Source organism: bacterium, from assembly GCA_023150945.1.
In the GTDB taxonomy this organism is placed as follows: domain Bacteria; phylum Zhuqueibacterota; class Zhuqueibacteria; order Zhuqueibacterales; family Zhuqueibacteraceae; genus Coneutiohabitans.
Genome location: JAKLJX010000015.1, coordinates 40,965 through 58,436 on the forward strand (window position 1 = coordinate 40,965; position 17,472 = coordinate 58,436).

At 58.6% G+C, this 17,472-nt stretch carries 14 protein-coding genes; 10 read left to right on the forward strand and 4 right to left on the reverse strand.

From position 1 onward, the window contains the following. The first annotated feature begins 128 nt into the window (after nucleotides 1-128). From L6R21_18590 to asnB, 3 genes are all read left to right on the forward strand, one after another. Entirely contained in the window at nucleotides 129-1,304 is a 1,176-nt protein-coding gene (locus tag L6R21_18590) for a glycosyltransferase family 4 protein (protein MCK6561207.1), read from the forward strand. Nucleotides 1,305-1,492: 188 nt separating this feature from the next. Next, nucleotides 1,493-2,941, forward strand: a complete 1,449-nt coding sequence (locus tag L6R21_18595) for a hypothetical protein (GenBank protein MCK6561208.1) — start codon at nucleotides 1,493-1,495, stop codon at nucleotides 2,939-2,941. A 709-nt stretch (nucleotides 2,942-3,650) separates the two neighbouring features. Further along, a complete protein-coding gene (gene asnB / locus L6R21_18600; GenBank protein ID MCK6561209.1) occupies nucleotides 3,651-5,567 on the forward strand; it encodes an asparagine synthase (glutamine-hydrolyzing) in 1,917 nt (638 codons plus the stop codon). 67 nt (nucleotides 5,568-5,634) lie between these two features. On the opposite strand, the gene L6R21_18605 is transcribed toward asnB, so the two are convergent. Both L6R21_18605 and L6R21_18610 read right to left on the reverse strand, forming a co-directional pair. Then, nucleotides 5,635-6,051, reverse strand: coding sequence for a PIN domain-containing protein (locus L6R21_18605; protein ID MCK6561210.1), 417 nt, complete (start codon nucleotides 6,049-6,051; stop codon nucleotides 5,635-5,637). Further along, nucleotides 6,035-6,298: a hypothetical protein gene (locus L6R21_18610; GenBank protein ID MCK6561211.1), complete on the reverse strand. Its 264-nt coding sequence runs from the start codon at nucleotides 6,296-6,298 to the stop codon at nucleotides 6,035-6,037. The genes L6R21_18605 and L6R21_18610 overlap by 17 nt, the downstream gene beginning before the upstream one ends. 276 nt (nucleotides 6,299-6,574) lie before the next feature. Between L6R21_18610 and L6R21_18615 the strand changes: the two genes are divergently transcribed. From L6R21_18615 to L6R21_18645, 7 genes are all read left to right on the forward strand, one after another. Beyond that, nucleotides 6,575-8,749 (forward strand): bi-domain-containing oxidoreductase, encoded by a 2,175-nt coding sequence (locus L6R21_18615; GenBank protein ID MCK6561212.1) that lies wholly within the window; start codon nucleotides 6,575-6,577, stop codon nucleotides 8,747-8,749. Next, nucleotides 8,731-9,936 carry a hypothetical protein gene (locus L6R21_18620; protein MCK6561213.1) on the forward strand — a complete coding sequence of 402 codons (1,206 nt, stop codon included), beginning with the start codon at nucleotides 8,731-8,733 and terminating at the stop codon, nucleotides 9,934-9,936. The genes L6R21_18615 and L6R21_18620 overlap by 19 nt, the downstream gene beginning before the upstream one ends. A gap of 532 nt (nucleotides 9,937-10,468) precedes the next feature. Continuing rightward, complete coding sequence (locus L6R21_18625) at nucleotides 10,469-11,506, forward strand: DUF354 domain-containing protein (protein MCK6561214.1); 1,038 nt, start codon at nucleotides 10,469-10,471, stop codon at nucleotides 11,504-11,506. Nucleotides 11,507-11,516: 10 nt separating this feature from the next. Further along, on the forward strand, nucleotides 11,517-12,977 hold the full coding sequence (locus L6R21_18630) for a sugar transferase (GenBank protein MCK6561215.1): 1,461 nt from the start codon (nucleotides 11,517-11,519) through the stop codon (nucleotides 12,975-12,977). A 19-nt stretch (nucleotides 12,978-12,996) separates the two neighbouring features. Then, nucleotides 12,997-14,088, forward strand: a complete 1,092-nt coding sequence (locus L6R21_18635; GenBank protein MCK6561216.1) for a Gfo/Idh/MocA family oxidoreductase — start codon at nucleotides 12,997-12,999, stop codon at nucleotides 14,086-14,088. Continuing rightward, a complete protein-coding gene (locus L6R21_18640; GenBank protein MCK6561217.1) occupies nucleotides 14,019-14,492 on the forward strand; it encodes an N-acetyltransferase in 474 nt (157 codons plus the stop codon). Before L6R21_18635 ends, L6R21_18640 begins: the two co-directional genes overlap by 70 nt. 89 nt (nucleotides 14,493-14,581) lie before the next feature. Further along, nucleotides 14,582-16,159 carry a capsule assembly Wzi family protein gene (locus L6R21_18645; protein MCK6561218.1) on the forward strand — a complete coding sequence of 526 codons (1,578 nt, stop codon included), beginning with the start codon at nucleotides 14,582-14,584 and terminating at the stop codon, nucleotides 16,157-16,159. Here L6R21_18645 and L6R21_18650 read toward each other — a convergent pair. Next, nucleotides 16,137-16,580, reverse strand: coding sequence for a hypothetical protein (locus L6R21_18650; GenBank protein MCK6561219.1), 444 nt, complete (start codon nucleotides 16,578-16,580; stop codon nucleotides 16,137-16,139). The two genes, L6R21_18645 and L6R21_18650, sit on opposite strands and share 23 nt — an antisense overlap. Before the next feature lie 106 nt (nucleotides 16,581-16,686). Continuing rightward, nucleotides 16,687-17,430: an NYN domain-containing protein gene (locus L6R21_18655; GenBank protein ID MCK6561220.1), complete on the reverse strand. Its 744-nt coding sequence runs from the start codon at nucleotides 17,428-17,430 to the stop codon at nucleotides 16,687-16,689. Nucleotides 17,431-17,472 lie beyond the last annotated feature (42 nt).

Genomic DNA, 17,472 nt, shown 5'->3' on the forward strand with positions numbered 1-17,472 from the left:
GTGAACATTGGTGAAATGCTCGACGGTGTGTCTGCGTCTTGACAAGATCCATTCTGGACGACAAGCCGGTGCGGAGTCGAGCGTAATTCCTCAAACAATCTAACTCCATCCCTCTTCAGACTAGCCCTTTGAAGCCACTCCCTAAACCGCACATCTTGATCTACGCGCCCACGCCGCCGCCCTATGCCGGGCCGGAGGTGGCCACCGGCCTGCTGCTCGAGGCCGTAAAGGGTGAGAAGATCAAACTCACCCATGTGCGCAGCAACGTGCGTCAGGAAAACGGCAAAAAGGGCGTGTTCGATATTGAAGGTATTTTCAGTTTCATCAGGGTCTACCGCGATTTCTGGCGGGCATTGCTGCAGACCCGGCCGGATAAGGTCTACTTTCTGCTGTCCTCCGGGCCGGTCGGCCTGCTGCGCGATATTGTCATCATCTTCACGGCCAAGTTGACGGGCCGGGCCGCGATTGCACATTACCGCGGCGGCAGTTTCCGCAGCTTGTATGAAGAGTATCATCCGCTGCTGCGCTGGCTCATCCGCCGCGCCCTCCAACGCATCGATTGCCTGATCGTGCAGGCGGAAGTACTCAAGCCACTATTCGCGGGACTGGTGGCCGAGGAGAAGCTGCGGGTATTGTATAACGGCATGAAGCTGAACGGCTATCATCCCGAGCCGCAGCGGCTGCAGGCCAAGCCATTTACCATCTTGTTCATGGGGCACGTGGCGTTTTCCAAAGGATTCTATGAATTGGTGCAAGCCTATCTGCAGTTGCGGCAGAAGCACGCGGTGCGGCTGCTGTTTGCCGGCGAACAGCGTTTTGCCGGCGACCGGCGCAAATCAATATCCGCCTTCCTTTCCGGACCGGCGCGGGACTTCTTCAATCGCGCAGCCGATCATATCGAACAAGTGATTACCGGGTTCGTGAGCGAGGCCGAACGCCATGAGGCGCATTATCTCGGCGTGATTGCCGGTGAGGCCAAGGTCCGGGCCTTCATTGCCGCGGACGTGTTCGTGCTGCCCTCTTACACCGAGGGCTTTTCCATGTCCGTGCTGGAGGCCATGGCGCATGGCCTGCCGGTGGTGGTGACGCCGGTGGGCGCCCTGCCGGAGGTGGTGCGCGAGGGCGTCAATGGTGTTTTTACGGAAGTGGGCAACAGCCGGGATTTGGCTGACAAGTTGGAAAGTTTGATTTGCCGGCGCGCGCGCGCCCGCGCCATGGGCGAATACAATGCCCGCTATGTGGCGGAGCGCTTTGGCATCGAGCAGGTGGCCGCTGAGTTCGAGGAAATCCTCGCCAACGCCTAGCAGCAACCCAGCGAACACCAGGAAGCCGCAAAGTCAACACCGCAACCGCAGAGTCGCGGAGAACGCAGAGAAAGGCTTTCTTGCTGTTATAACTCAGCGCTCTCCGCGTCTCCGTGGTTCAGATGTTTGCCTTGCGACGGAAAGCCTGCTAGAGTTTTATTCTGAGCAAAGCGCCGAAAACCCAGAATATGTCACAACGCCTCATAATCGGCTTCTTCGCTTTCTTTCTGGTAAGCCGTTTCTTTTCGGAAGTGGCCGGCATTCTGCCCAAGTGGGTTGACATTCTCGATTTGCCGTTCATCGCGCTCCTGGGCGTGGCCGCCTCGCTGCGCTATGTGCATCCTGAAGTCGATCTCACCACCCACCGCTTTCTGGTGCGCAGCATGTTTGTCTTTGTCCTGATCGCGATCGGCTCCGCTTTTGTCAATGCTGATGATTTGCTGGCGCCGGCAGCGCTGCTGTTTGTCATCGGCTTCCTGCAGGGTCCGTTGCTCTTCGTGGCACTCAACAAGATTGTCGAGAATGCCGACAGCCTGGCGCAGCAACTGCGGCGCCTCTTTCTGGCGCTGTTGATGGTCAATATTCTCGTCGTCGTCTTCATCAACTTGCCCATGTTTTTCGCTTCGCAGAATCCGGATGTGATTTCCGGTACCTATGGCTTGAACGCCTATCAGTTTTCAGTGCTGTTGGTAATTTGCGGCGGGCTATTGCTGGGAGATGATGAATTTCAGCAACGCCAGAGATGGCGCTTGATTGGCGGCCAGGCCGCGGTGCTGGTCGTCTTCTATTTGCTGCAGTATCGCGCGGCCATACCCTTTTTCATCCTGGCCTGGATGATCATGATCATCGCCCTTTATGGCCGGCGCACTCCCAAGGCTCTCATTGCCGGCTCCTTTGTTCTGTTGCTGGCTTCGAACATGGTTTCTTATGTGATGGATCAGGTCCAAGGTGAAGCCAATTTGAAGTACTCGGACTGGTCGAAGATCTTGTCGGATCCGCTCTCCTACACTCAGTATGGCAAGTTTCAAGCCTACCTTCAAACCGCACGGCTATTCGAAGAGCAGCCGCTTGCGGCACTGGCCGGTGTCGGTCCGGGCAATTTCGTGAGCCGGGCTTATTACACGTTCAGCTATGAAATGGCGAGCAGCGGCAGCAAAGGCGTGGGTGAGCTGGTCGAAAACTTGTTCGGAATTACGGGCGCACGCTTCACCAAAGTGAGCGACCACTACCTGGGGCAATATCGCGGTCAGGCCGTATTGGGCAGTTACCAGCTTTCCAACCCCCACTCCAGTTTCCTTGCGCCGATTGCGGAGATCGGGCTGCTCGGCGGCGCCATTATCATTGGCATGTATGTGTTTCTGGTGATCAAGTCGTTCAGGCTGCTGCAGCAGGCCAAGGAGTCTGCCCGGGAGTATTTACCGCTGGCGACGGCGCTGGTTGCCGGTTCAGTGTATTTGTTCGGCCTGGCGTTTCTCGACAATTACTGGGAGACTTCGCGCGCGACCTTGCCGGTTTGGCTGCTGTTTTGGGCCACCAGTGCCGGCGTGCAGGTGAAGCGCCATGAACAGGAAGCTGGCGAGCTGGCAGCAGTCACGGCTCCGTCTACATTAACCCATATCCAAGAAGCTGCGAGTTGAGCGCAACGCTGCAAAGCACACAAAGCTGGCGGCATCCTCAGCTTCGCGCACTTGGGGTCTTGGCGGTGCGCTAGCGCGTGTCTGTCCGAAAATGTTTCACCCTCGGCTGGGCCGAGGTTTCCAAAGCCTCGAATGTCGTGGAACTCTGAGAATTCCAGTGCAACGGCCAAGCCATTGCAAGAACATTTTCTCAAACGCTAGCAATTTCGGACGGAGATGAACAGTAGGCAACGCCCTGGAAGAGCGGCAATCATAAGAGAGCGCCAAGCCGCGGTGAGGCGCAACAAAAATGCGTGAGGGATTCCGCCCCTCCAGGGCTATAGGCGATGGATCTTGCCGGTTCCCAGGGCGCTGCCCGTGGGCTATTCCATGCGACTCCGTTGGAGTCGAACTCTCCAGGGCTATAAGCGATGAATCTTGCCGATTCCCAGGGCGCTGCCCGTGGGCTATTCCATGTGACTCCGTTGGAGTCCAATCGGCCTGCCGAGCAGAACGAAAAAGCGGCAATCATAAGAGAGCGCCAAGCCCCAGCGAGGCGCAACAAAACCGCGTGAGGGATTCCGCCCCTGCAGGGCTATAGGCGATGAATCCTGCCGATTCCCAGGGCGCTGCCCGTGGGCTATTCCATTCGACTCCGTTGGAGTCCAATCGGCCTGCGGAGCAGAACAGTCTGTACTTCACGTTATAACTCTATCTCCCATATCAAACCATGTGCGGCATTGCCGGAATAGTCGGCCGGGCTGATCAGGCGCTCATCAACGCGATGACGGAAGCGCTCGCCCATCGCGGGCCGGATGACAGCGGTACGCTCATGCTCGAGCACGACCAGGTCGCGTTGGGCCACCGCCGCTTGAGCATCATCGATCGCAGCCCTGCCGGCCACCAGCCCATGACCAGTGCCAGCGGCCGCTTCACTCTGGTTTACAACGGCGAGTTGTACAATTATCGTGAGCTGCGGCAGGAGCTGGAGCAGAGCGGCCATGCCTTTCGCTCGCGCTCCGACACCGAAGTGCTGCTCACCGCTTATGAAGCCTGGGGCAGCGCTTGTTTGCAGCGCTTCACCGGCATGTTCGCCTTTGCGATTTGGGATCACCGCGAGAAAAAGCTGTTTGCCGCACGCGACCAACTCGGCGTCAAGCCGTTTTATTATACTCTCACCGGCCAGCGCCTGGCTTTTGCCTCGGAGCTGAAGGCGCTGCTGCCTCTGCCGGGACTGCAGCGCGAAGTCGATCTCGACGCGCTGCACAGCATTCTGCTCTTCCTGTGGATCCCGGATCCCAAAACCATCTTTCGCAATATTTTCAAACTGGCGGCCGGTCATTTTCTCGAGTACTGCGATGGCAGGCTGAAAATCGACCGCTACTGGGAGATTCCCACCGCGCATCCTGATTCCCGCCCGGAAAGCTACTATGTCGAAGGTCTGCGCGAACGACTGCAGCAGGCGGTGCAGCGACAAATGGTGAGCGAGGTGCCGGTGGGGGCGTTTCTCAGCGGCGGACTGGATTCCAGTGCGATCGTGGCCCTGGCGCGCAGCCGGAGCAACGCGGATTTTTCCACCTACACCATCAAGTTCAGCGCGCAGGACAGCCGCATGGAGGCCATGCCGGATGACGCCCGTTATGCCCGGATCATCGCGCGGCAGTTCGAGACCGACCACCATGAGATCGAGATCGCGCCCAATTTGGTGGAGCTGCTGCCGAAAATTCTGTGGCATCTCGACGAGCCGATCGCGGATCCGGCCGCCATCAACACCTATCTCATCGCGCAAGCGGCGAAGGCCTCCGGCACCACGGTTTTGCTCAACGGCATGGGCGGGGATGAGATTTTCGCGGGCTATCGCAAACATTTGGCGGCCATGCTGGCGATGAACTATCGCCGCATCCCCCAGTGGCTGCGGTCGGCCACGGTGGAGGGGTTGGTGCGCTACGCGCCGGTGGCCTTTGCGCAGCGTGGTTGGCGCCTGGCACGCTGGGCCAAGCGTTTTGTCAAGAGCGCGAGCTTCGATCCCATCAACAGTTTCATCGGCATTTATTCGTACTATGATGACGAGGAATTCCGCGAGTTGCTGGCGCCGGCGTTTCATGTGCCGCGCGAGGACACCTACGCCTTGCGCCGCCACTTCGACTATTTCGCGCAGGTGCCCGAGCTGGAATACCTCAATCAAATGTGTTTCGTGGACAGCAAGTTGTTCCTGCCGGGCTTGAATTTGATGTATTCCGACAAGGCCACCATGGCCGCGGGAGTGGAAGGCCGGCCGCCGCTGGTCGATCACCAGGTGGTGGAATTCGCCTTCAGTATTCCGGCGAAATACAAGATTCACGGCTGGCAGGCGAAATACATTTTGAAAAAGGCGATGGCGCCGCTGCTGCCGCCCGAGGTGATCTATCGCCCCAAAGCGGCATTCGGCGCGCCGTTGCGCGCCTGGGTGAAACATGGCCTGGGCCGGTTAATCGATGACTTGTTGAGCGAGGAACGGATTAGGCGGCGTGGTTATCTCAATCCCGCGTATGTGCGCCAAATTATCGCGGAGGATCGCGCCGGCCGGCAGGACAACGCCCATCGCATTTGGGCGCTGTTGACGCTGGAGCTGTGGTTTGAGATTTTTGTGGATGGGGTCAGGGGATGAGAGTCAGAGCGTTTGAGGCCAGCCCATTCCGAAGCAAAGGGGGGGTGCCAATTTTCCGGCGGCCACTTCATGGGACCCGCTCAAAAAAGCCTGTCTTTGCAGGACGATAGATGGTGAAGTGAGAGTCGAAAGCAAACGCCCTCGTGATTTCGAGGCGTTCCATGATCGCAAAACTGGCGCAATCGACCAAGCTGAAATCTTGGTCGCCATACTGCTCACTGATAGTCCAAGCCAGCTCCAAATCTTGCGCCGAGATTTCAAGCACGGCCACAACATTACTTCTGATACTTTTCCAGAATTCTCGTGAGGCGGTCGCTCCAAGTCTATGATGGATCAGCAACCAGCTTTCGACGAAGACGAGATTGGAAGTGACAAAATCGCTGGATCCGAAGTTCGACAAAAAATACGCCTTGGCTGTGGTGTGATATCTATCACGGCGATTCGCCATGGCATAAAACGCCCCCGTGTCAACGAAGGTGCTCATTAGCTATGATCTCCCCCAGGTAGGCATCATGCTTCTCGGAGACTTCCTCCACCTCATCTTCACCGAGTCCGATGAGAGACATGGGATCGGCTTGCCGTTTCTTTTGCCGCAATAGATAGTCATCGAGCGAACGACTGAGAATTCTGGATAATATCTCGTCGATCGAAACCTTTCGGCGCTGAGATTCCTCGGTCAGAGCCTGCAGTTGATCTGGATCCAGAGCTATTTGAGCGGTAATCAGCTCCATATTGCACCTCCCGTTGAGCAACCTCTGGAAAATCTTGCAGAGGATCATAACGATTTTTGGGAAAAATGGCAACGAAAAAGTGCCCGGTCCAGGGCCGTTGCGGCATTCCTGACTTGGTTCTGTGTCGCCCTGTTGGGGCTTGGTGATATCTCATGATTACCGATTTTCCAGGGCGTTGCTCTTGGCTTCTACATTTCGCCATGGGGCTGTTTGTCTGTGCAATAGAATTCGACTTGACCTTGTAATATTAGTCCTCCTCGTATTCCACTCATCTTCATGAAACAAATCCTCCAAAACTTCCAAACCGGTGAATTGCGAGTTGCCGACCTGCCCGCGCCGCTGGTGCGGCCGGGCATGGTGCTGGTGCGCAACCGTTTCTCCTTGATCAGCGCCGGCACGGAGCGCGCCACGGTGGAAGTGGCACAGAGCAGTCTTTTGGGCAAGGCGCAAAAACGGCCGGATTTGGTGCGGCAGGCGCTGGACAACGTGCGGCGCGAAGGCATGCTCGCCACCTATGCCAAGGTCAGGAGCCGGCTGCGCACGCTGAAGACGCTGGGTTATTCCAGCGCCGGTGAAGTGGTGGAGAGCGGCTGTCCGGAGCTGTTTCAGGCCGGTGACCGCGTCGCGTGCGCCGGCGGAGAATACGCGCACCATGCCGAATATGTGCTGGTGCCGAAGCATCTGTGCACGCGGCTGCCCGACAATGTCAGCGCAGAAGAGGGCGCTTACACCACACTGGGCGCGATTGCGCTGCAGGGCGTGCGCCAGGCAGAACCGCGGTTGGGCGAATGGGTGGCGGTGATCGGCCTGGGGTTACTCGGCCAGCTCACGATTCAAATGCTCGAGGCCAATGGCTGCAACGTGGTGGGCCTCGATCTCAGCGCGGAGAATGTGGCGCGCGCGCAGCAAGCGGGCGTGGCGGCTTATCTGCGGCAGACGCCGCACTTGGAGGAAACCCTGCGCGACCTCACCGGCGGCCACGGCTTTGATGCGTGTTTGATTACCGCCGCGACCAAAAGCAACGACCCGCTCGAGCTGAGCGGCAAGCTGGCGCGCCAGAAGGGCCGGATCGTGATCGTCGGTTTGGTGCGCGCCGATCTGCCGCGCAGCCCGTTCTACGAGAAAGAACTCGACGTGCGGATGTCGTGCAGCTATGGCCCGGGCCGCTATGACCAGCGTTATGAAGCGGAAGGACAAGACTATCCCTTTGCCTATGTGCGCTGGACCGAGCAGCGCAATCTCGCCGCGTTCGTGCAATTGCTCGCCAAGGGCCGAGTGAAGGTGAAGGACTTGACCACCCACCGCATTCCGCTCGAGCGCGCGGTGGAAGCTTATCAGCTCATTCTCGGCAAGACCCAGGAAAAGTATCTCGGCGTGCTGCTGGAATATCCCGAAGGCAACGGCCAGCTCGTGCGCAAGCTCATGAACGGGCAAGCGCCAGCGGTGCGCGTGCGGCCGGCTGGCCGGCGCATTGGTTTCATCGGCGCGGGCAATTTTGCGCAGGGCTACTTGCTGCCGGCGTTGCAGCGGCAGCCGGGTGTGCAGCTCACCGGCGTGGCCAACTCGCATGGCCCGAGCGCGAAAAGCGTGTGCGAGAAGTTCGGTTTTTCCTATTGCACCACGGACTATCGCGACCTTCTCGCGGATAACAGCATTGACAGCGTGTTCATCGCCACGCGCCACGAAGCCCATGCCGCCCTGGCGATTGCCGCCTTGCAGGCCGGCAAGAGCGTCTATGTGGAAAAACCGCCCGCACTCAATCTCACTGAGTTGCGTGATTTGCACCGCGCTTATGCCGCAGCACAGGCGCAGCGTGCCGCGGCGGCGCCGCTGCTGGCGGTGGGTTACAATCGCCGGCATGCGCCGCTGGCACAGCAGCTCAAACGGAGATTTGCCGGCGTGGCTGCGCCACTGGTGGTCAATTACCGCGTGCATGCCGGCTTTCTGGAAAGCGGGCATTGGTTGCATCATCCGCAATTCGGCGGCGGCCGCATCATCGGCGAGGCGTGCCATTTTGTGGATTTGGCGCAGTATTTCATCGGCGCGGCGCCGGAGTCGGTTTACGCCGAAGGTTTCGCGGCGCCCGGCAGCGGGGCGGTGCCGGCCGACAATGTCGTGGCCACGATTCGTTTCCAAAACGGCGGACTGGCAACCGTGTCTTATCTCGCCAACGGCAGCACGCGCATGCCGAAAGAGAATCTCGAGATTTTCGGCGGCGGCCTGTGCGCCAGTCTCGACAACTTCACCAGCGCGATCTTCTATGCCGCTGCCGGCCGGGAAAAGCTCAAGCTGCCGGGCAAGGGCTATGCGGAAGAGGTCGCGGCCTTTCTGCGTGGCGAGTCCGTCTCTGAGACCCAGGAATTGTTCTATCCCTCGCTGGTCACTTTTGCCATCAGTGAATCATTGCGCACCCGCCAGCCGCAAGCCATCGCATGGCCGGATCTCACCTGACCGCCGATCCGCTGCCAATGCAGCCGCGTGCGTTGCCGGCCCGCTCATTTTCTCTGCAACAGATCTTGTTCCGCCACGAGCGCTGGCTGCGGGCGCGGGATTATTGCGGCTATGATCCCCACGACGGCCTCAACAGTCCGTTGCTGGCGGCGCTCACCGGCCGCTCGCGCGTGTTGGGCATGGCCGCGCTGCAAGTGGTCAAACGCGCGCCGGTGAATCTGCGGCCGTTGCTGGGCATTCGGCCGGAACACAATGCCAAGGGCATGGGACTTTTCTTGTCCGCTTATTCGCGGCTTTCTCTCGCCACCGGCAAGCCGCAGTATCGCGAGCGCGCGACTTGGTTCGCGCACTGGCTGGAGAAGAATGCGATTGCGGGTTATGCCGGCGCCGCGTGGGGCTATGAATTTCCCTGGGCCAACCGGCATTTCTACGCGCCGCGCTTCACGCCCAATGTGGTCACCACTGCCTTCGTGGGACAAGCGCTGCTGGAGTTTCACGCGCTGACCGGCGAGCGCAGGTGGCTGCAGCTCGCGCAATCGGCGTGTGAGTTCATCGCCGGCAGCCTCAATCGCATTGCCGCGGGCAGCAGCTTTGCCTTCAGCTATACGCCGCTCGACCGGTTTTGCATTCACAACGCCAACATGCTGGCGGCGGCGCTGCTGGCGCGGGTCGGCGCGCTGACGGAGGATGCCGCTTATGCAGACTTGGCCGAGCGCAGCATGCGCTATTCGCTGGCGCGGCAGCAAGCGGACGGTTCCTGGCTCTATGGTGAGGAATGGTACAACCGCTGGATCGACAGCTTTCACACTGGCTACAGTTTGCTGGCGCTGCAGCAATTCCTGAGAGCGAGACCAGACAACCCCGGTCGCGCGGCCCTGCAGCGCGGTTGTGCCTTCTACCGGCGCCAGTTTTTCACCGGTGACGGCCGCGTGCGATACTATCCCAACAAAGACTATCCGCTGGACAGCCATGCCTTCGCGCACGCATTGATTGCACTACAAGAGCTGGGCGACGAGATTCCCGATGCGGCAGAGCTGGTGGAGAAAGTTGTGCCGCATGCGCTGGCGTTGTTTTGGTCGCCGGAGGGGTACTTCTACTATCGCCGCAACCGTTTTCTGGTGGACAAGCGGCCGTTCATGCGCTGGGTGCAGGCGTGGATGTTTCTCGCGCTCGCGCGGCTGTGCTGAGGCAAGGGGCAAGGAGCAAGGGGCAAGGAGCAAGGAGCAAGGAGCAAGGGGCAAGGGGCAAGGGGCAAGGGGCAAGGAGCAAGGAGCAAGGAGCAAGGAGCAAGGGGCAAGGAGCAAGGAGCAAGGAGCAAGGAGCAAGGGGCAAGGGGCAAGGGGCAAGGAGCAAGGAGCAAGGAGCAAGGGGCAAGGAGCAAGGAGCAAGGGGCAAGGAGCAAGGGGCAAGGAGCAAGGGGCAAGGAGCAAGGGGCAAGGGGCAAGGAGCAAGGGGGATGTGTGAGGTTTCAGCAAAAATTGGAGACCATCCAGCATCCAGTATCCAGCATCAAGCATCAAGTATCAAGCATCAAGTATCAAGCATCCAGCATCAAGCATCAAGTATCAAGTAGCAAGCATCAAGCATCAAGCATCGAGCATCCAGCATCGAGCATCGAGCATCGAGCATCGAGCATCAAGCATCGAGCATCAAGCATCCAGCATCAAGTATCCAGCATCCAGCATCCAGCATCCAGCATCAAGCATCAAGCATCCAGGCATGATCTGGTTTGATCTCGACAACTCTCCACATGTGCCCTTGTTTCGGCCGATTTTTGCGGAGTTGAGCCGGCGGCGGCAGGAGCATTTCATCACGGCGCGCGATTTTGCGCAGACGAAAGATCTGTTAACGCTTTGGCACATTCCGCACACGCTGCTGGGCCGGCATGGCGGCAAAGGCAGGCTCGGCAAGCTCGTGAATCTGCTGCAGCGGGGCCGCGAATTGGCGCGTTTGGTGCGCGGCCGGGCAGTCACATTGGCGGTGAGCCACGGCTCGCGCACCCAGCTTGTTGCCGCCGCGCGTCTCGGCATTCCGGCCCTTTTGATGCTAGATTATGAATACACTGAAGCGAGAATCTTCAATACGCTCGCCACGCATTTGCTCATGCCGGCGGCCATTCCCGACCAGCGCCTGGCGCAGGCGGGATTCAAGCTCAGCAAGGTTATTCGCTACGCCGGTTTCAAGGAGGAAATTTACTTGCGCGATTTCACGCCGGATCCGGCCTTTCGCCCGGCCCTGGGACTCGCGCCGCAGGAAATTCTCGTCACCCTGCGGCCGCCGAGCATGGTGGGGAACTATCACGACGACAAGAGCGAAGCCCTGTTTCGCGCCTGCCTGGAATTCTTTTCCGCTCAGCAGAATGTGCAGTGTTTGATCGTCAATCGCACCGCGGCGGAGCGCCGGCTGTTGACCGCGGCGTTGCGCCGGCGTTCGAACCTGCGCGTGCTCGAACGCGCGGTGGACGGCCTGCAACTGTTGTGGGCCTCGGATGTGGTGGTGAGCGGCGGCGGCACGATGAATCGTGAGGCCGCGCTGCTGGGCGTGCCGACCTACAGCATCTTCACCGGCCGGCGGCCTTATCTCGACGAGCATTTGCAGGAGGCGGGCCGCATGACCTTCATCGAGCAGGCCCGGCAAATCGATAACATTCCGCTGCAACGCCGCAACGGCAGCGCTGCCTTCACGCCGGGCAATCCCGACCTGCCCGCCCAAATCACCGAAGTGATCCTGAGCTTGCGCCGAAGCGGAGTGGCCTGAGGCGACTGCCATGGTACGCGCCATCAAAAGAGCACCGCACAAATATCTGCTCGGCCTGTTGGATTGGGTCAGCATCAACACCGCCTTCATGCTGGCACTGGCGTATGGCGCGGAGCCGCAGTTGTCTTCCCTGGCCGCCGTGCTGGAGGCGCATCAGCCCGAGATTCTGTTCGGCGCGATCTACGGCGCCATTGTGGTGTTGATCTTCCAGCATTACCAGATGTACCAGATCAACGTGTTTCTCTCGCTCGCCGATCACGTCGTGCGCATCGGCAACGGCATCTTTGCGGCGGTGCTGGGCCTCACGCTGTTCTCCTTCATCAAAAACGCGCAGGTCATCATTGCCAGCCGCTTCGCGCCCTTCAGCTTCATTCTCATCAGTTTTGCGCTGCTGGTGTTCACGCGCATCGTGCTGTTTCGCAGCCTGTTTCTCTTTCTCGCGAAGCACGACTTGTATCGGCGTGCGGTGCTGATTTTGGGCGGCCGCGCCACCGGCCGCATGATGGCAGCCACCGTGCGCCTGAAGAATCCTTACGGCCTGCGCGTCGCCGGCTTCCTGGATGACGAGCTGCCGGTGGGCACGCGCGTGTTCGAGCAGCTCCGCGTGCTGGGGCGCATGGACGAGGTGCAGCGCATGGTGCACCGCCACGGCATCGAGGAGATCCTGGTTTGTCTCGATGACGTCTCGCCGCAGCGTCTGCTCGACGTTTTGGAGTTGTGCGGCCAGACCGGCGCGGCGGTGAAGATCGCCTCGCCGCTGTATGAAGTCGTGCCGGAGCGCATGTCCACCGAGCGCTACGGCAACATTCCGGTGGTGGGCTTCAGCGCGGCCCGGCCCTCCTGGCTGCAGAAACTGCTCAAGCGCGCGCTGGATGTGACCCTGGCGGCTGCCGGCTTGATTTTGCTGGCGCCGGTGCTGGCGGTGATCGCGGTTGCCATCAAGCTCGACTCGCCCGGGCCGGTGTTCTTCCGGCAAATCCGCATGGGCAAACACGGCCGGCCGTTTCACTTCTACAAGTTTCGTTCGATGGTCGCCGGCAGCGATGACGATGACGCCCGCAAGCGCAGCATGCTGCGCTTCATGCGCGGCGAAGCGCACGCGGCCGGCCGCAACGGCACGACCAAGATCGTCAACGAGGCGCGCATCACGCGCGTCGGCCGCTTCATCCGCAAAACCAGTTTGGATGAGTTGCCTCAGCTTTTCAACGTGATCAAGGGCGACATGAGCCTGGTGGGGCCGCGGCCCTGCCTGCCCTATGAATGGGAAAACTATGAAGACTGGCACAAAAAAAGATTGAGTGTGACCCCGGGCTGTACGGGAGTGTGGCAAGTGAGCGGGCGCAGTCTGGTCGGTTTTGACGACATGGTCATTCTCGACCTCTACTACATTCAAAATGCTTCATTCCTGTTGGATCTGCCGCTCATTCTGAAAACCATCCCGGTGATGCTTCTCGGAAAAGGCGCAAAATAACGTTGTCGAGGACATGCTTATGAAAATCGGCGTCGTTGGCCTGGGCTATTGGGGTCCGAACCTGGTACGCAATTTCTTTGCGACCGAGGGGGTGGAGGGCGTAATCTGTTGTGACGTGGAAGAACAGCGTCTCCACAAGGTCAAGAAGATGTTCACCAATGCCGAAGTGACGACCTCTTTTGACAGCCTGCTGCAGCGGCCGGAAGTGGCCGCCGTGGCGATCGCCACGCCGGTCTCGACCCATCATCCGCTGGCGCTGCGGGCATTGCGCGCCGGCAAACACGTGCTGCTGGAAAAGCCGATGACCACCAAAGTCGAGCATGCCCGCGAGCTGATTGCCTTTGCCCGCGAGCAGGGACTGATCTTGATGGTCGATCACACCTTCGTCTACACCGGCGCGGTGCGCAAAGTGAAAGACATGATCCACAGCGGTGAAATCGGCGATATTCTCTATTTCGATTCCGTGCGCGTCAACCTCGGTTTGTTTCAGCACGACACCAATGTGATTTGGGATCTGGCCCCGCACGACGTGTCGATCATGGATCATCTCATCGACCGCGAGCCGGTGTCGGTCTCCGCAGTCGGGGTGAGCCATTACAACTGTCTGGAAGACGTGGCGTATCTCACCGTGCACTTTGCCGACAAGCTGATCGCGCATTTTCATGTGAACTGGCTGTCGCCGGTGAAGGTGCGGCGCATCCTGCTGGGCGGCAGCAAGCACATGGTGGTCTACGACGACATGGAGCCCAGCGAAAAGGTGAAGGTTTACAACCGCGGCGTCGAGATCACCGAGAAGGAATCGGTGTACCAGACGCTGGTGCAGTATCGCATGGGCGACATGTACGCCCCCAAGATCGATCAGACCGAGGCGCTCAGCCTGCTGGCCGCGGAGTTCGTGGAGTGCATCCGTAGCGGCCGCCGGCCGCTCACCGACGGCACGGCCGGTTACAACGTCGTGCGCATCCTGGAAGCGGCGGATCAATCGCTGCGCGCCGGCGGACGCGCCGTGCCGCTCGCCACCCATTCGCGCAAGGAGTTTTCGTGGAAAACTATCAAAGAATATCAGCAGATGTCAAGCTCGGCCAGAACGTTCGAATCTTCGCTTTCGTAAATCTCTATGGCTGTGAGATCGGCGATGATGCCAAAATCGGCGCGTTCGTCGAGATTCAGAAGAATGCCCGGCTCGGCCGCGCGGTCAAAGTTTCCAGTCACACCTTCATTTGCGAGGGCGTGACCATCGAGGACGAGGTGTTCATCGGCCACAACGTTTCGTTCATCAATGACCGCTATCCCCGCGCCACCAACGGCGACGGCCGCCTGCAAACCGAAAGCGATTGGCAAGTGGTGCCGACGGTGGTGAAAAAAGGCGCGAGCATCGGCAGCGGCGCGACGATTCTCTGCGGCGTCACCATTGGTGAATACGCACTGGTCGGCGCCGGCAGCGTGGTCACCAAAGATGTGCCGGCGAATGCGGTGGTTGCGGGCGTACCGGCCCGCGTGATTCGAGTTCGGTAATGTTCAGCCACAGCTTGGCCGTGGCTTGTGATTGTAAACGTTACGATGAGCCTTGGCCTGGCCAAGGCTTTTATGTTGAATAGGCCCACATGGTTCGTCATCACCTCCTCAAAATAATCCTGACAATTTTGCTGGCCAGCCCCGTGTTCGTCAGAGCGCAAGTCCCCAGGTGGACACAACCAACCTGGCATTGGCAGAACGACTATCTCGATCAACTCAGTTTGCGCTACCCCGAGCTGGCATTGTCGCAAATGTCTTCACCATTACGCGGTAATCTTAAGTTGGATGGGCCTTTCTCACCGACCAAAGATCAACCGGCAAACAGCTTTTGGCTTAACCAGCTCTCACCACCAGCGGTTTTTCAGGATTCCTCTCGCTCGTCATTTGTGCTGGCGCAACTTGGCTTTTCCGGACGTTCACAAACGTTGCCGCCGGAGCTCGGCCATGAGCGCAACTTCATCGCGGCGCATTCGCAAGTTGGCGTGCGCAGCTTTCTCGGCATCTTTCCCTCAGCCGCTTTTTCGTTCGTTAACGTGATGCGCGTGGATCGCGGTGTTTCTGATGAACCGGAATACCTCGGCAAGCGCTGGCGCGACATTACCGGGTTGACGGAGCAAGCCTATGCTCGTTTTGACAAGGGCAAATATAGTGTGAAGCTGGGGCGGGATTATGTGAAGTGGGGGAGAGGGTTTGACGCTTCGTTAGTGCTCTCCGACTACAGCCGCGCGCTCGATCATTTGCATTTTCAATTCGATTTGCCGCGGCTGCGTTTCGTGTATCTGGCTGCCCAGCTCGATCCCTGGCACCTGCCGGACTCGCTGGCGCAGAGTCTGCGCACCGAGTTTGCTTCCCGCTCTCTCGCCGCCGGCCGTCTGGAAGCGGAAATTCTGCCGCAGCGGTTGCGCCTGGCATTCTCGCAAATGGCGTTGTATGGCGGTCCGCACCGCCGTTTCGAATGGCTCATGCTCAATCCGCTGTTGCTGTATCACGGCGAGCAGCTCAACGGCGATCTCAACGCCAATACCGCCATCGCCGTTGATGCGCTGTTCATGCCCAAGGCCGGCGTCGAGATTTACGGCCAATGGCTGATCGATGATTTTCAAATCGAAAACGTCGACAGCACGGATCTGGAGCCGAATGAATGGGGGATGTTAATCGGCGGGCGAGTTGCTGAACCGTTCGGTCTCAGTGGAACAACCATCGGTTTGGAATACACCCGTGTCGCCAATCGAACTTACAAAACCAAGCGCGATTGGGAGAAGTTTTTGCATCGCGGGCAGCCGCTCGCGCATTTTCTCGGCAATGATTTTGATCGCTGGCTGGCGCATGCCAGCGCCTATGCCGGCCGGCAAGTTTGGACGCAATTCGTTTTTGAGTACCGCCGTCGCGGCGAAGGCCGCATTGCCACGGCTTTCGATCAGCCCTGGCTAGCTGTTCCCGCTGGACAATCCTACCACGAGAATTTTCCCACCGGAACCGTCGCGCGCAGCTTGCATTTACGCTGGCAGGCGCGCTGGCATCCCACCGCAAATCTCGCTGTTTCCTTCCTCACCATGTTTTCACATTATAACAACCATCAAAACCAGTCGTCCGTCGAGCAAAATGACAAATACTTTGTCATGAGTTTGTTTTGGGAGAATGCTTTCAGTCGCGTATTTGAATTTTGATTGAATCGGGCAGGCGTTCTTCAAGCTGCGGATAGGCTTCCACCAATCGGAGAATATCGGCCAGGTCTTTTTGGCGTTTGCTCTTTCGTCTTTCGCTATCCGCATATGCCCAAATCTTGCCTAGCAAGATATCCTCCAAAGCTGCAACCTTCATCAGATATCCCATGACATTTTTTAGGGACGCGTTTTTGATGAATGCCTGATAACGCGCATCGGTTTGAAGTTGAATGCGCAGCTCGGATTGGGCGCTTTTCAAGTTCAGGCTGGGCGGAAATTTTTTGATCGTAAAGTGCTTGCCGGCGGCCTTGACGAGACGATCAATGGCCTCAACGGTAACGGCCAGGTCCAAATCCAGGCTCACCACCGGCTCGACATAAGCGTTCACCGCCAAGCCGCCAATGACGCAATAATCAATCTTCAAGTCATTCAAGAGATCGAGAAATTGCTGCACGACGTCGGCCTGCCCGTTGGCAAGCCTGGTCATGAAGATTTTTGCTGTCATGATGCTAACCCTTGCCCGGGATATTTCACTTCGAGCCGTACCCGGTCACAATATAGGTGCCGCTCTTGGAATGGCGGTCGAGCTTGAGGATGCCGTTGGCCTGCGCATCTTCCAACAGCTCGGAGAAGGAATCGTAGCCGAATTCTCCTTCATCGAAGAAAGGCCGCTTGCGCTTGATGGTCTGCTTGATGGTGGAGGCCAGCAGCACTTCTTTGTTCTCGCGCATCAAGGCTTGGATGGCGTCGATCAGCCAATACATCACCTGCGCCTTCTTGCGCGGCAGGCCTTTGATCTTGGGCGGCTCGCCGACGGGGCGGAGCAAATCTTCATAAAAAATGAACTCGTCGCAGTTGCTGATCAGCAATTCCGAGGAAGCCTGCTTGCGGCCCACGCCGATCACGGTTTTGCCGTTCTCCTTGAGCTTTGAAACCAGCGGGCTGAAATCCGAGTCGCCGGAGACGATGACGAAGATGGTGATATGCTCCTTCGAGAAACACATGTCGAGCGCATCGACCACCAGGCGAATGTCCGCCGAGTTTTTGCCGGTCATGCCGCGGTGCGGAATTTCGATGAGATCGATGGCCGCGCCATGCAGCGCCAGCTTTTCTTTGGGATATTTCTCCCAATCGCAATATGCCCGTTTGGCGACGATTTTGCCTTTTTCCAGCAAGCGCCCGAGAATTTTTTGAATGTTGAATCCGATGATCGGCTGCTTGTCGCCCAACACCAGATTCTCGAGATCGATAAAGACGGCGATTTTGTCTTCCATTTATTCCTTTTTCAAAGTTATGTTCGTGAGAGGCTTCCGTGT